The organism is Hymenobacter sp. (assembly GCF_031398885.1).
Taxonomy (GTDB): Bacteria; Bacteroidota; Bacteroidia; order Cytophagales; family Hymenobacteraceae; genus Hymenobacter.
This window is the reverse complement of the sequence record NZ_JANNOD010000040.1, coordinates 18,118-32,392: the sequence shown is the minus strand read 5'-3', so window position 1 is coordinate 32,392 and position 14,275 is coordinate 18,118. Positions and strand designations below refer to the sequence as shown.

Below are 14,275 nucleotides of genomic sequence, written 5' to 3'. Positions count from 1 at the left end.
AAAGAACTAAAATAAATCGTGACTATTATCCGATAGCTATTGCTCAGATACAATATAGATGATAGTATAAAGCGTATTCAATATCTCCCTGGTTCATCCTATGGCAACACAAAAAACCTGGCGTACAGCGCGTAAGGCGGGTTGATTTGGGTGCCTGAGATTACCTTAGCCGGGGTTGCGTTCCCGGCCAGTCTAACATCGGAGAGGGGGGTCAGGATAATCCTGGAGCCATCCTCCAGGACGTATTCAAAAGTAAACACAATAACGTCGCCGGTGATGACCTCATTACGGGCGTTGGGCGTGGCGCCCAGCAGGTTGCGCAGGGTGGGCAGTGTGGCGCTGGGCCCGCTAAAAAAAAGCTGCTGCAAGCCCGTAAGTGCTTCCTGGCTGTTCAATGACACGGTAGCGGGAAATGAATCATAGGAGCCCACCAGCACGCGGGGCCCGATGCGGATGTCGCGCTGGAAGCTTTTGTACACCTCCACTGCCTGTATCCGTACATCGCGCTGGTCCGGCACGTCAAACGTGAACTCGAACACCGGCCGCTGGCCTTTGCGCGGGTCGGCGGGCGTCACGTCTGGTGTATTGGGCAGGTTGTTGATGCTGGCGGCGGCCCGCGTGGTGTTAAAATAGCTCTTTTCAACGTCTGAGCTAACTTTTGCGAAAATCAACGGTACGCTGGTGAACTCCGGGGCCGGGTTCTTGCTATTTTCCTCGCACGAGCTGAGCGAGCCCGTTGCCACCGCAAGCAGTGCCCCGAATAGAATTTTTTTCATGGGACTGAAGATACAAAATCAGAAGGGAAAAGGGGGCTATTGATCCCAGAAAATGCGGTAGTTGGCTTCGCTGGGGTCCACCTGGGCTTTGGGCGCCGCCGGGTTGGGGTTGGCGGTGAGGGAACCTTGCGAGTAAAACAAGCGCCGGGGAAAGAGCCCCGCGCCGCGGGTAATGGGGTCGTTGTCTTCCACGAGCCCGGCGTTGTTGCCGATGTTATTGTTGTCGGGTACCGTGAGGATGGGAAAGCCCGTCCGGCGCCAGTCGGTGTAGAGGTCGGGGCCCATGCCGAAGCTGGCGACGTATTTCTCCTCCATGATGACCTGAAGCGGGGTCTTGGCGGGCCCACCGCTGAGCATGCCATCGAAACGAGCCAGGGCGGCCGCAACGTAAGCATTGGTTTCGGCCGCCGGGATGGGCCCCAAAGCCCGCGCGCCAGTGGGGATTTGCGTGGGATACGCCGTGCCGGTTATGGGGGAAGGGGAGGCGCCTTCGGCTTGGGCAATGGCGTTGACTTTGTCAAACGAAGCACGTAAAGCGGCTTCTAGTGCCGTGCGCGCCGCTGCCCGGTCGTTGCGGACCATTAGCTGCGCTTCGGCTTCGAGGAACTTGCGGCTGAAGAAGGGCAGCAGGCGCTGGGCCACTACGCCCCGGCCGAAGGTGGTGTTGGCAACGCCGCCGCGGCCGTCGTCGTAGCGGCCCCCAGTGGGGTAGAGGCCGGGCAGGGTGCGGGTGCTGGCCGACAGTGCGCTGGCGTTGGCCGGGCCGGTGCTGCCCTGGCGGGTGGTCACGAAGCGGCCGTCGTTGGGGTCCTGGTAGTCGAACGCAGCCCGGTTGACGGTCGGGTCCGTTTGCTGGTTGAAGAAATAGTACGGAACCCGGGGGTCGGTGTAGGGGAATAAAGGACTGGGGAGCGGGCGCACGGCCACCGGGGTGGCGGCGTTGGTGCCCTGGCCGTACTTCATCAGCAGGTAGAGGAAGCGGCCGATGGTGTTTTCGCGCCCGGGGTTGGCATAGTCCGCCAAGTAGCCGATGTGGCGGTTGGCCGGCTCCTGCGACTCCCCGTATGCAAACTCGAAGTCCCGCTCAAGCAGGCCGCCGGCATCGGTGAGGAGGCTGTCGATTTGGGGGCGGAAGCCGTCGGCGCGGGTTTTGCGGATTTGCACGTACAGCTTGAGCTTCAGCGTGCGGCCGAAGCGGGCCCAGCTGGCCAGGTCCCCGTTGTAAATCAGGTCGCCGGTTTGGGCTCCCGGGCTTGGTTTGGCGAGGTTGCGGATGCCTTCGTCAATAAGCAGAAACAAGCTTTGGATGCCCAGGTCGGAGTTGCCGTTGTAGATATCAGCGTCTCGGTCGTAGCGAGGGGCCAGGTTCTGGACGCCTTTGAGGGCTTCCGAATAGGGAACGTCGCCAAACAGGTCCACCAACTGGCTGATGACGTAGGCCTTCTGCAACTGGGCGATGCCCACGTAGCCCCAGCGCTGTTCGGTGGTACCCTGGGTGATGAGCAGCTCGTTGTTGGCGAGCATGTCCGTGTACAGCCCACTCCATTGGTTGCCAAACGAGTCGCCGTTCTGCTGGTAAGTGCCAATGCCGCGGGAGTTGGAAATTTGCTGCATCAGCGCTGAAGTAGCCTGCCCCAGGCCCTGAATGCTAAAGCCCAGGTAAGTTGACATGGCCGTTTGGGTCACCGGCAGCAGTTGCTGCAGCTCCGCCTTGGTCGGGCTGATGGGGTCAACGTTGACGTCGTAAAAGTCTTTGCACCCCGGAGTTCCCAGCAACAGGCCCGTAAAGGCCAGCCCGACGGAAATAGAACGTATTTTCATGGTAAAGGGAGGCAACGCCGGTTAGAAGTTTACCCGCATGTTTACGCCGTAGCGGCGGCTGTTGGGGGCGTTGGTGTATTCAAAACCCTGCTGGTTGCTCGAGCCGAAGGTGCTGGTCTCGGGGTCGAAATTGGTGTGCTTGGGGATGTTGGGCGAGTACCAGTACAGGTTGCGGCCGGATATCGAGATGTTGACCACGCCGAAGGGCGTCTTGGCCAGCAGTGCTTTGGGCAAGTCGTAGCCCAGCGACACTTCCCGCAGGCGCACGGTGGTGGCGTCGTAGATGCCCTGCTCGTCGAAGCTGCCCAGGCCCGCCGCGCCGGAGCTGAAGTAGTAGTCGTTGAGCGAAATGGCTGTGTTGTTGGGAATGGTCCCGCCATCGGCGTTCGTAAGCGCCTGCCGGGTGGCGGGGTCGCCCTGCACGCCGTTGATGACGACGAGCCGGTTGCGGTCCTCTGTATCCTTGGTCACGCCCCGGCCCAGGTACGACTGCAGGGTGGTGGAGTACAGGTCACCGCCCTTGCGGTAGTCCACCAGTACGTTCAGGTTGAGGCCTTTGTAAGTGAACTGGTTGATGAAACCCATCAGGAACTGGGGATTGGGGTTGCCGATGACCTTCAGGTTCACGGCGTCTTCGATGAGGTAGCCCGTGGCCGGGTTCACCAGGTAGTTGCCTTGGTCGTCGCGCGCGGCGGTGCTTCCATACATCACGCCGTAGTCCTCGCCCGGCTTCAGAATGGCCTGGACGCCGCCGAGGAAGTTGTTGCCTTCGTTCAGCGTTAGCTGGGGCAGACCATCGGCCAGGCTCACCACTTTGTTTTTATTGTGGGTGAAATTGAACGTGCTGCTCCACTGGAAATCCTTGATTTGCACTGGCAGCGCCGTAAAGGCAACTTCCACGCCCTCGTTGGAAATCTCCCCAAAGTTGGTGTAGTAGTTACCGAAGCCCGTGGCGGCATCCAGCGCCACGGGCGCAATCTGGTCCGTGGAGCGCCGGCGGTAGTACGAAGCCCCAAGCGTGACGCGGTTCTTGAAGAACGAAAGCTCCGTCCCCGTTTCCAGCTCGGTGGTGAATTCGGGCGTCAGGGCCGGGTTGTAGATGGCGCCTTGCTGGCTCAGCCCAGTGGTGCCGTTGAACGGAAACTCGGTGCCGATGCCTTGGCCGGGGTTGCCGAATCCGGGGTTGATGCTGTAGCGGTTGGGGCCGGCCACGTAGGGGTCCGCATCGCGCCCGACGCGCCCGTAGGCCACCCGCACCTTGGCCAGCGACAGCCAGGGCAGGTCCAGCGCCAGGGCTTCGTTGACGATGAGCGAGCCGCTGAGGCCCGAGTAAAAAAACGAGCGGCCACTCTCGCCAATTCGCCCGTCCCGGTTCAGCGTCGAGGACCAGTCGTTGCGGGCCGTGCCCGTGATGAAAGCCCAGTCTTTGTACCCCACGGTGGCTTCGCCCAGCAGGCCCATGAGCCGGCGCTTGGAATACGCGTAGCCGTTAGTATTCTTTTCAGTGGTGTTTTCGATGTTGTCGATGCCAAACACAATGATTTTTTGGCCGACGTAGGCCAGGAAATCCAGTTGGCGCTGGTTGATGTTCTGGCCCACCGACGCCCGCAGGCTGAGGTCCTCGGTCAGGTTCTTGTTGAAGTTGAGCAGCAGCGTCTGGTCCAGCTCGGTGTTCTGAATGTTGTCTTCCAGCACGTTGCCGTCGCCGCCGTAGCCGTTCGAGCCGGGCCGCACGGTGGTGCGGCGGTTGTCGGTGTAGGTGTTAACCCCGCCAGTGTAGCTGAGCGACAGCCAGTCCTTGAAAGCGTAGGTGAAGTTGGTGCTGGCCGTGACGCGGTCGACCCGCGAAATATACTGGTTGTTCTCGGTGCTCCAGCGGGGGTTGTCGGCCTGGGCCGAGAGCCAGCCGAAGTACTGCTGACGGGTAACGGGGTCGATGTAGGGCAGGCCCTGTAGGTCCAGGTTGCGCGGGATGAACAGGGTGCGGGCAAAGGCCGACGCACTGCCGAAGGCGTTGTTAGCCCCCAGCTGCGGGCCCTGTTGCGCGGTGTTGGAGTAGCCCACCGACCCGCTCACCGTGAATTTGTTGAAATGGCCCGACCCCCCCGCGCTGATGTTGTTGCGGGTAAACTTAGAATTCGGAATGGTGCCGGTCTGGTCGGCTCGCGACAGGATGGCCGAGAAGGTGGCATTGTCTCCGGTGCCGTTCAGCGACACGGAATTCTCGTATAAGTGCCCGGTCTCAAAGTAGTTCTTAACGTTGTTCGGGTAAGCTTTGTATGGGATAGTAGCTGAGTCCGCAAGGCCCAAGTTGGGGTTACCTGCCTGCGGGTGGGGCAGCCGGCTCGGGGCAATGTCGCTGCCAAAGGCCGGACCCCACGACCCGTTGGTGGCGTAGTTGTTGCCGCCGCTCCCAAAGTTGGCCCCCGTACCGTAGGTGTTCTGGTAGTTGGGCAGGCCCGCGAGTTGTTCAATCGAATAGCCCGTGGTGTAGCCCAACTGCACCCCTTTGGCGCCGCGCTGGCCGCTGCCGGTGCGGGTCGTAATCACAACGACGCCGCCGGCCGCCCGGGTTCCGTACAGGGCCGAGGCCGCCGCGCCCTTCAGCACGTTGATGGAGGCAATGTTATTGGGGTCGATGTCGGCGGTGCGGCTGGAGTAGCCGGCGCCGCGCACCAGCTGGTTTTCCGACTCGGTCTGGGAGTTGTCGTACGGAATGCCGTCCACGATGAATAGCGGCTGGTTGTTACCCAGCAGCGAAGTGTTGCCCCGGATGGTGATGCGCGACGAGGAGCCCGGCACCCCGCTCGAACTCGTGATGTTCACGCCCGGTACCTTGCCTGAGAGCGTGCGCAGGATGTCCGGCTCCGACTTCTGCACCACCTGCTCCGCCTTGACTTCGGATACGGCGTACCCCAGGGCGCGCTTCTCCCGCTGAATGCCCAGGGAGGTCACCACTACTTCGTCCAGCTGTTTGGCATCAACCACCAGCGCCACGTCCACCGTGGCCGAGCTGCCGACCACCTGCTCCGCCGTGACGTAGCCCAGATACTTGAATTGAAGTATTGCGCTGGGGCCCGCCACGTTCAGGGCAAAGCGCCCGTCGGCGTCGGTGGCCGTGCCCGTGGTGGTGCCTTTCACAATGACGCTTACCCCCGGTAAGCCCTCATTGGTGCTTTTATCGAGCACCCGGCCCGATATGGGACGGCTCTGGGCCCAGCTCCGCCCGACCAGCGTCACAATCAAAAGCAAGGTCAATAGTAAAGTTTTTTTCATTTAGTTGCCAAAGTGGGTGTGAGAAAAGACAGATGCTGTACGGGGTCAAGGATTTGCAAAAGCCTAATATACAGCTTTTGTCAAAAATAAGTAGAGCTTATAAGCTTCCCTTGAAAGTAAGCTAGGTTGTTGGGACAATTAGCAGAGCCAAAGCAAAGCGGAGATGAAATGGAGCATGCCCAAAAAGCTGCTGGCCGTCTTGTCATAGCGTGTGGCCAAGCGCCGGAACTGCTTGAGTCGGCCTGTGAGCTTCCTCTGAAAGCAGGCCAATTGAAAGTAGAGAAAGGCGTAATTTTCTCACCTTCAATTCAGCCTTATGAAAAAGAGTCGATTCAGCGAAGTAAAAATCGTGGCCATCCTTTCAGCAGCAAAGTGGGCAAACCGTGGCGCACATTGTGCGCGAGCACGGCATCAGCGAGGCCACGTTTTACACCTACCAAGTACGCGGGCTTGCAAGTCAATGAGCTGATGCGGTTGAAGCGTCTGGAAGCCGAAAACTAGCGCTTGAAGCGGCTCTGCGCCGAACCGAGCCTGGAAAACTACGCCATCAAAGAGGTGTTGCGAAAAAAGCAACGGCTCCTGCCGCCCGTCGCCAAGTGGCCCACGAATTGGTGGCGCAGAGGCTGAACCAGCATCGCGCCTGCCAGATGGCGAGCCTGGCCCGCGGCAGCTACGGTGGTGGGGGCAATAAAGAAAAGCAGGCCGTGGCCAATGAGCCCGTACGGCAGGCGTTGCAGGAACTGGTGGGGCGTCATCCCGGCTGGGGGTTCTGGAAATACCACCGCTTGCGCAAAAACGGGGTGATGGTCAACCACAAACGCCTGTGGCGCCTCCACCGGGCCTTTGGCCTGCAACTGGGCAAACGCCGCAAAAGCGCTGGTCGCCCGAGCGATTGAAAGAGCCCTTGCATGCTCCCACACGGCCCAATGGGTGCTGGTCGCTGGACTTTACGACACGCTCACCGACGGCCGGCGCTTCCGCACGCTCAACGTACTCGATGATTTCAACCGCCAAGTGCTGGGTATCGAAGTGGGCTTCTCCCCGCCAGCGGCCGGCGTGGTGCGGTGCGTTTGCTAGCTCACTAGTCGAGCAGCACGGGCAACCGGCCAAGGCTGCGCTGCGACAACGGTCCTGAACTCATCAGCGCCGCTCTGGGCGAGTGGTGCGAGGTCCAGGTCATCGTCCTGCACTGGATTCAACTGGGCAAACCCACCCAAAACGCCTACGTGGAACGCTTCAATGGCTCCTTCCGCCGCAAAGTGCTCAATGCTTACCTCTTTGCTACCTTGCGCCAAGTGCGCCACCTACTCACCGAGTGAATGAACGATTAGAATACCCTGCGCCTGCACCAGGTCCTTTGTTTTTTAACCCCGATGGAATTTAAACAAGCGGCCTAGCTCTAGTTTTAATTGACCCAATGAACGAGGAGGCTCACGTTTACCTTCTTATTAGTTTGCAGCAACTACGGCAACTTCTCACAGAATGTGGGGTGGTCCAGTAAAAACAAACAGTGACCTAAGGTAGGTTAATTTTCAGGTTGTATTCGAATTGGTGGGGCGAGCGGTAGCCGAGAGCGGAGTGGCGGCGGTCCAGGTTGAAGTAGGTGTCGAGGTAGTGGGCCACTTCGAGGCGGGCTTCTTCCAGCGAGGCAAACGGGTTGCCACCGGGCAGTAATTCGGTTTTGAGCGTGCTCCAGCCGGCTTCGGCCTGCGCGTTGTCGTAGGGGTTACCCGGCCGGCTGAAGCTGGGCACGGCCCCAGCGGCGGCGATGCAGGCGCGGCAGGCCGCACTCGTATACTGGCTGCCCCGGTCGGCGTGGACGAGGAGTCCCGGCGCGGGTTGGCGAAGCGTCAGGGCTTGTTCCAAGGCATGGAGTGCGAGTTCGGTGGGCATCTGCGCGGCCAGATGCCCGCCCACGACCCGGCGCGAATAGGCGTCGCGCCACGTGGCCAGGTAGCACTAGCGCCCGCCGACAAGGGGCAGGTACGTGATGTCACCAACCCACACCTGGTCCGGGGCGGTGGGCACGGGCTGGCCGAGCAGCCGGTTTTCGGCCACCACGGCGGCCGGGTCGGCCACGGTCGTGCGGGGGCGTTGCGGGCGGGTACTCAGCGCCCGCAGGTCATTGCGGTGCAGCCAGGTGCGCTGCGCCCCACGGCACGGCCTTCGGCGCGTAATTCGGCCCGCAGCCGGCGGGTGTCGTAGCGGCGGGCATGGCGCGTAAAGGCCGCCTGCGCTGCTTGCTGCCACCCCGCAGTGGACCGAGCGGGCCGCTGCCGCCACTGGTAATAGCCCGCCGGGCTCAGGGCCAACAAGTAGCAAAGGACGTGCACCGGCCAGGGTTCGGTGCAGGCTCGATGAACTGGTAGCGGCTCATGACTGAGGGGGTTGGGAGAAGATGGTCACGACTTTTTTTAGCATGTCGCGCTCCATTTCCACGCGCTTAAGCTCGGCACGTAGGCGTTTGATTTCGTCCCGCTCGGCGCTGCTGGGCACGGCTTACTCCAGCGCCTGGCGCTGCCAGCGGCCCAGCAAGGCCGGCGAAATGCCTTAGGCACGCGCCACGTCGCTTTGCCGGGCCCCGGCCGCCACTTGGCGGAAGCACTTGGTTTTGAAAGCGGGCGTATATTTCTTGCAGGCGGCGGGCAGGCCGCCAGGATTCAGTTTCTCGGTCATGGGTAGTGGAAGATAAGACTTCACGCTGTCCATTTTACCTAGACCACCTCAATGAATGAGTGACTGTGATACCCTTCGTCCACACCAAGCATTCAATTTTTTAACTCTCTTCGGATCTAAACAAGTTGCCTGACTCCATTTTTGACTGTCCCGCTTTTAGGGGGAGCGTACAATTATGGAAGCAAACCCCGATTGCCTACATACTGACAATTGTCCGCCAAACCACCGTCAAGTGTGAAATTTAAAGTCAAAATCTCGCCTTCTACAGTACCGGTAGCCGAGACGTTACCAGTGTAGGTTCCAGCGTTAGGACCAGTAGGGATAACATAACTATAGGGCTGAGCTACCATAGTAATATTATTGCCTGACACATCAGCTTCAAAACGATTACCGATATTGTAAATGTTGTCAATAAATACCTTACCATCGTTGGCTGCTGTGTTATAAATATGAATAACATAGTCGCCACCTGCAGGAGAAGGCGCACAAGTTTCGTTGCCAGTGTAATCACCGGCTACCGGCGAGAGAATGATTAAGTCTGAATCGTCATCTTGACAAGATACTAAACCCAAAGTGAACAAGCTGGCAGCTAATGTGATGGCAAATTTTTTCATAACAACGAGAAGAAAGAAGGAATCAAGGTTTGAAAAGTTTTTGACGAACTCAATCACGGTTCGAGCACTAAGGTAACACGTTTTTAGAATTATTCCTTATTCTGGTTAAAATTCTTAAGCAATCCGAATTTTGGAGTACGGGTAAGGATAAAAAAATTATTAATATAAATTAATATATAATTAATGCGAAAACGATTGCCGATGACTACTAGTATGGGCGCTGACGGGACTTGACCTAGCTATGTTCTGTGCGCTGAGTTGTTTGCGCAAGGAGTTACCAGGAAGAAGCGGCTGCCCGTTTTTCGGGGTAATGCTGCGCCAACGCCGAACCGAAGGTGGGCGCAAGAGCGTGCTGGTCAGCCCGGAACAGAAGTTGTTGTTCATGCTCTATTACTCGAAAGTGTACCCAACCCTCGGTTACTAGCCGCTACATTTAGCTTGCCCCGCTTTAAAGCCTGCGAATATGCCAATCGCCCAGCCCAGCCGTGTGCAGCAGGCGCTGCACACGGCTGGGCCTCTTATCGACTCACTGGAAACGATGCAGCAGGTCCGCGCTGACGTGCCCACGTTGCTGCTCGACGCCACCGAGCGGCCTTACCGGCGGGCACAGACAGTGGCCAACTGACGGGCCGACATTCGGGCAAAAAAAAGACCGACCCGTAGAACATGCTCATTTGCGATGCTTGGCGCTATACTCACCACCTGGAGCCGATCACAACCACCAAATGCTTAAAAGGATGCTCGATGTCAATCTGGGTTTGCGGGAGATGCGCTAGTTGCTGGCCGACTTAGAATCTATCCGAAAAATAAATTGAACGTCATGCTGAGCTTGCCGAAGCATCTCGCTCGCTTCGTTGAACCACGCTGACGAAGCGGGCGAGATGCTTCCGCAAGCTCAGCATGACGGACGTCTGCGCAGCCGCAGTATTTTTTGGATAGGTTCTTAGGTTACTTGAGTGTGGATAAGAACTACGCAGGGCACCCAGCAGCGTGTCCTACTGCAACAAAAAGAATTCGTATGCAGCCTTGACTGACATGCAAAAGGTTGATGACCGGGCCCGCGCCGCCGTCACGTTAAGGTAAGACACGCCATCAACGAAACCAAGCGCTTTCAAGCCTACCGTAACAAATCGTTTGCTCTCAACGACTGAATAGTGGCCTTGGCCTACTGCTATCTGAAACTAGCATGCGACCAAAAGCAAACAAGGTATTCAGAAACACACCTCTTACTTGAGAGTAAGTGGATTAATGTTGAACTATATATAATTTAAAATCAGGTGCTTAGAAAGCGAACGTAGTCAAAAGGTGGCGTAACTTTTTGTCATGCAGCCCACTAATCGCTACTACAATCGCGCAAAAATTTCCGAGGCTAAATTTCGTTACGTGCTGCGCCTGTTTGCCCTGGATTTGACGGCCTCCGACACGGCCCGGCTCACGGGCCTGAGCGTGCGCACGGTCAACGACTTGTTTCTGCGTTTGCGCCGCCGCTTGCGGGCCTGGTGCCCAGTGCCGGCGGGCTTGGACGGGGCGGTGGAACTCGACGAAAGCTACTTCGGCCCGCGGCGGGTGCGCGGCAAACGGGGCCGGGGAGCGGGGGGCAAAACCGTGGTCTTCGGCCTGTTCAAACGCGGTGGGCAGGGGTACACCGAAATCGTCCCGGATTGCTCCAAAAAGACCCTGCAGGGCGTTATTCGGGGCAAAATCGACGTGGCCGCCCTGGTCAACACCGATGGCTGGCGCGGCTACGACGGGCTGGTGGATGTGGGCTACGACCGCCACTTTCGCGTCCGCCACGGCCAGGACGAGTTCGTCCACGGGGCCTCGCACATCAACGGCATCGAGTCGTTTTGGAGCTTTGCTAAAGCCCGCCTGCACCAATTTGCCGGCGTGCCCAAACACACCTTTTTGCTGCATCTGAAAAAGTCCGAATTTCGCTTCAATCACCGCCACGAAGACCTGTATAAACTCCTGCTTAAATTGCTCCGTCAACAGCCCCTTTGACCGCGTTTGCTTCCTAAGCCCCAAACAGATTAGCGTATATGTGATTCACATATAGTATAGGGTGGTTTAATAAAAACCAGGTAGTAAACCATGGTAGGCTGATTCTCGGGTTGGGTTCAAATTGGTGGCGCGAACAGTAATCCAGAACGAAGTGGCAACGGTTGAGGTTGAAGTAGGTATCCGAGTACCAGACGACCTTAAGCCGGGCCTCTTCCAGCGAGTAGTAAAAGGCAAAGGTGCTGTCACTGGGCAGCAGTCCAGTTTTGAGGGTGCTCCGGTTTAAGTGTTATCTTGAGGACTGCATAGCCAGTTGAAGCTAAGTAGCGCGTCGGCCTCTTCGAAGCGGGCGCGGTAAGCCGCGCGGGTGTACTTTGCTACCCTGGTCAGGGTGGATGAGGAGGTTGGGGCGAGTTGACGCAATGTCAGGGCCTGTTCCAGGGCAGTAAGCACAGGTTCAGTTGGTGTTCGCGCCAAGTTACCCGCCCACGACCCGGCGCGAATAGGCGTCGCGCCACGTAGCTAGGTAGCACCAAAGCTCGCTTACCAGCGACATGTAGGTACTGTCCCCCACCACACTTGGTCCGGGGCGGTGGGCGTGGGCTAGCCCAGCAGCCGGTTTTCGGTTACCACAGCGGCCGGGTCGTCTACAGTCGTGCGCGAGTGCTGCGAACAGGTTCTCAAGGCCCGCAGCCCGTACCGGTGCTGCCCCGTGCGCAGTGCATGGCGGCCAACGGCGTGGCCCCCAGCGTGCAATTCGGCTTATAACCGCCGGATGCCGTACCAGCGGGATGACGTGTGAAGGTGGCCTGCGCCGCCGCCTCCTGCCACGCCGCCACCTGTTGGTCTAGACTGCTGCCACTGGTAGTAGCCCACCGGACGCACGGCCGGCACCTGTCTAGACCATAAAAAAAGGCAGCGTAAACACTGCCTTTTCTATATTCCTTTGGCTGGTACCTAAAGCCTGTTCGCTGTCCGAGGAGGAGTACCAAAAACAGCTGGGGCGTTGATAGAATACGTAATCCTCGTCAAGCGGCCGGCTGTGAACGCAGAGGAAACAGATGCAAAATTTGTGAAACCTAGGCCTTCTATGGTTTGAGATGGGACAACAATACTATTTGGTGTCGTTTGCACAAAGTAAGCTGGGAACAAATTGGGAGCATTAGTGAAACCAAAATTATCCAATCGGTATAGGCCCTTAGAGCCAACTTTCGTTACCGGTGAGAGTGCGAATCCAGTGCGTTGAAAATCACCACTTTGATCCAGATTGTTCACAGCTGGATTGGTGATGATTACACTCCGCACAGCAGTTACTTCGTCACCTTCCGTATTGGCAGCCGAATAAGTAATTCTATATATCCCAGGTGTAGCAGTATTTACTGTTCCTACAATTGTGGGCTCGACTGCTTCCCCTGCCAGCGTAGCTGTGACACCTGGTTCGGTAAAAGTTTCTCCTACGTTCAGGACGTAGTATTCATCACCGCGCAAGTCGATGGCAGGATAACTCTTGATGCGTGAGAGGTTATCGGTTTCGTCTTTCTTGCACCCCGTCAGCGCTAAGGCCAACGAAAGTAGAGACAAGCCGAAAAAAGGAAATACTTTCATGGTTGTGCGTTAAATTAACAGTACGATTACAACGGCTTGGTATCCCACCAAACTGGTACCTGTGCGAGTGCTACCGGAGGTGTATTAGGGTTGCGAGCTGTTTCGGTGGCAGGATACAACAGACGGTTGGCAATAACGCCAGGAGCTAACGTTGAGCTAAGCGAAGGCCTTATGAACGAAGGGTAATTCGTGCGACGTAATTCTGCCCAGGCTTCAAATCCTTGGGAACCACTCATCGACACCCATTTCTGGGTGATGATACGGTCGAGCTTGGCAGCTGTGTCAGTAGCATTATCTAAATTAATGTCGACGCTAGCCAAAAAACCAGCAGGTAATGCGGTACCAAGTCGAACGAACGACGACTCTATACCCTGTTCGTACAGCGACTTTGCGCTAGTACCACCAGCCCATCCGTATAGAGCAGCCTCAGCTTGTAGAAACATACTTTCGGCACCACTGATAAGAATTACAGGTGCTGTAGGGCCAATGATTTTTATGATATCAGGGCGTGAACGGGCGGTGATAGCAGGCGTTGGAGCGCCAGACGTACCAGCAAGCCCTTGGGGAGTACCAATAAAAGCTGCTGTGGTAGAGTTACCTGGACGGTCGAATAAATCATTGATACGTGGGTCTACAGTAAGATTAAGGTAATCAATGACTGTGGAACTAGCAATGATATTACCGGTAATACCGGAGCCGGATAATTCCGTTATGGAGATGGGATTAGCATTTTTAGCCGAAGTGAAAATGGCAATCTGAGCATCTTCAGTTGCACCTAAAAACTGAGCACCTCGGTTGAACATAGCACGAATACTATCTTGTGCCACTTGTGGTCGTACATAAACCTGCCGCAAGAACATGCGTAATTTCAACGTGTTGGCAAAACGGCGCCATTTTTCCATATCGCCACCAAACACTATATCCTGCGTTCCCACTGAAACCCCATCAGCATTAATATTGGCTAATGATTGATTAATAAGTGCGATAGCTCCATCATAAATCACCGGTCCTTCATCGTACAGTGGCTGCACGTTCTGGCTGCCACGCAGGGCTTCTGTGAAAGGCACTCGGTCATAGGCGTCGCTTAACAGTTGATAAGTGAAAGCTTGCTCGATGCCCGCGATAGCAGCATAATTGGAGCTGTCACCTCTGGCTTTGTTAATGACAATCTGAAAGTCCTGCTGTGCGCCTGCAAACAAGGTCACAAAGGTTCCGTCATAGGTAGTTTGAAGGATATTATACCTATCTAACTCCTTGTACTGGTTCGAAACCAGGTTTTGGGTCCAGTGCTGAGCCAGAAAATTACCAGCAATCTGAAATTGCCCACCTAGCACATAAGCCATGGTGCCGGTACCCGATGCTAATACCAAGTCAGGTGAGACCGAGGTAGGTAGATTGGGATTGTTATTGACATCTAGAAAGTCGTCTCCGCAACTGGTTAAACTCAAGCTACCTAAAAGTAGAGAGCCCAGAAGAATCTTTGAGGTATTGTTCATCATTGGTCAGGGA

Annotated in this window: 13 protein-coding genes and 1 pseudogene; 4 read left to right on the top strand and 10 right to left on the bottom strand. The window is 56.9% G+C overall.

Annotation, left to right across the window (positions count from 1 at the left end; translation table 11 throughout):
• Positions 1-98: 98 nt before the first annotated feature.
• From RMO51_RS06950 to RMO51_RS22575, 4 genes and pseudogenes are all read right to left on the bottom strand, one after another.
• Positions 99-776 carry a hypothetical protein gene (locus RMO51_RS06950; protein ID WP_310393259.1) on the bottom strand — a complete coding sequence of 226 codons (678 nt, stop codon included), beginning with the start codon at positions 774-776 and terminating at the stop codon, positions 99-101.
• Positions 777-812: 36 nt separating this feature from the next.
• Positions 813-2,597 (bottom strand): SusD/RagB family nutrient-binding outer membrane lipoprotein, encoded by a 1,785-nt coding sequence (locus tag RMO51_RS06945; protein WP_310393258.1) that lies wholly within the window; start codon positions 2,595-2,597, stop codon positions 813-815.
• Between the two features lie 21 nt (positions 2,598-2,618).
• Positions 2,619-5,873 carry a SusC/RagA family TonB-linked outer membrane protein gene (locus RMO51_RS06940; RefSeq protein ID WP_310393256.1) on the bottom strand — a complete coding sequence of 1,085 codons (3,255 nt, stop codon included), beginning with the start codon at positions 5,871-5,873 and terminating at the stop codon, positions 2,619-2,621.
• 138 nt (positions 5,874-6,011) lie between these two features.
• A pseudogene (locus RMO51_RS22575) lies at positions 6,012-6,113 on the bottom strand (IS5/IS1182 family transposase); the annotation flags it as partial.
• 356 nt (positions 6,114-6,469) lie between these two features.
• Here RMO51_RS22575 and RMO51_RS06930 point away from each other — a divergent pair.
• From RMO51_RS06930 to RMO51_RS06920, 3 genes are read left to right on the top strand one after another with little or no spacing between them, the layout of a single operon-like run.
• Positions 6,470-6,769, top strand: coding sequence for a hypothetical protein (locus RMO51_RS06930; RefSeq protein WP_310393251.1), 300 nt, complete (start codon positions 6,470-6,472; stop codon positions 6,767-6,769).
• Positions 6,770-6,803: 34 nt separating this feature from the next.
• A complete protein-coding gene (locus tag RMO51_RS06925; protein ID WP_310393250.1) occupies positions 6,804-6,950 on the top strand; it encodes a hypothetical protein in 147 nt (48 codons plus the stop codon).
• 35 nt (positions 6,951-6,985) lie between these two features.
• A complete protein-coding gene (locus RMO51_RS06920; protein ID WP_310393339.1) occupies positions 6,986-7,192 on the top strand; it encodes an integrase core domain-containing protein in 207 nt (68 codons plus the stop codon).
• 196 nt (positions 7,193-7,388) lie between these two features.
• On the opposite strand, the gene RMO51_RS06915 is transcribed toward RMO51_RS06920, so the two are convergent.
• The 4 genes from RMO51_RS06915 to RMO51_RS06900 all read right to left on the bottom strand — a co-directional run bounded on the left by RMO51_RS06915 (position 7,389) and on the right by RMO51_RS06900 (position 9,163).
• The gene (locus tag RMO51_RS06915) at positions 7,389-7,826 is read right to left on the bottom strand and encodes a DDE-type integrase/transposase/recombinase (RefSeq protein ID WP_310393338.1); all 438 of its coding nucleotides are present in this window, start codon (positions 7,824-7,826) and stop codon (positions 7,389-7,391) included.
• Between the two features lie 155 nt (positions 7,827-7,981).
• Positions 7,982-8,206, bottom strand: coding sequence for a hypothetical protein (locus RMO51_RS06910; protein WP_310393248.1), 225 nt, complete (start codon positions 8,204-8,206; stop codon positions 7,982-7,984).
• A gap of 217 nt (positions 8,207-8,423) precedes the next feature.
• Positions 8,424-8,549 (bottom strand): hypothetical protein, encoded by a 126-nt coding sequence (locus tag RMO51_RS06905; protein ID WP_310393245.1) that lies wholly within the window; start codon positions 8,547-8,549, stop codon positions 8,424-8,426.
• Positions 8,550-8,722: 173 nt separating this feature from the next.
• Positions 8,723-9,163: a hypothetical protein gene (locus tag RMO51_RS06900; RefSeq protein WP_310393243.1), complete on the bottom strand. Its 441-nt coding sequence runs from the start codon at positions 9,161-9,163 to the stop codon at positions 8,723-8,725.
• Positions 9,164-10,486: 1,323 nt separating this feature from the next.
• Between RMO51_RS06900 and RMO51_RS06895 the strand changes: the two genes are divergently transcribed.
• Positions 10,487-11,164, top strand: a complete 678-nt coding sequence (locus RMO51_RS06895) for an IS1595 family transposase (RefSeq protein ID WP_310393242.1) — start codon at positions 10,487-10,489, stop codon at positions 11,162-11,164.
• A 954-nt stretch (positions 11,165-12,118) separates the two neighbouring features.
• On the opposite strand, the gene RMO51_RS06890 is transcribed toward RMO51_RS06895, so the two are convergent.
• Positions 12,119-12,766 (bottom strand): DUF5011 domain-containing protein, encoded by a 648-nt coding sequence (locus RMO51_RS06890; protein ID WP_310393241.1) that lies wholly within the window; start codon positions 12,764-12,766, stop codon positions 12,119-12,121.
• A 26-nt stretch (positions 12,767-12,792) separates the two neighbouring features.
• Positions 12,793-14,265, bottom strand: coding sequence for a SusD/RagB family nutrient-binding outer membrane lipoprotein (locus tag RMO51_RS06885; RefSeq protein WP_310393239.1), 1,473 nt, complete (start codon positions 14,263-14,265; stop codon positions 12,793-12,795).
• Positions 14,266-14,275: the final 10 nt, after the last annotated feature.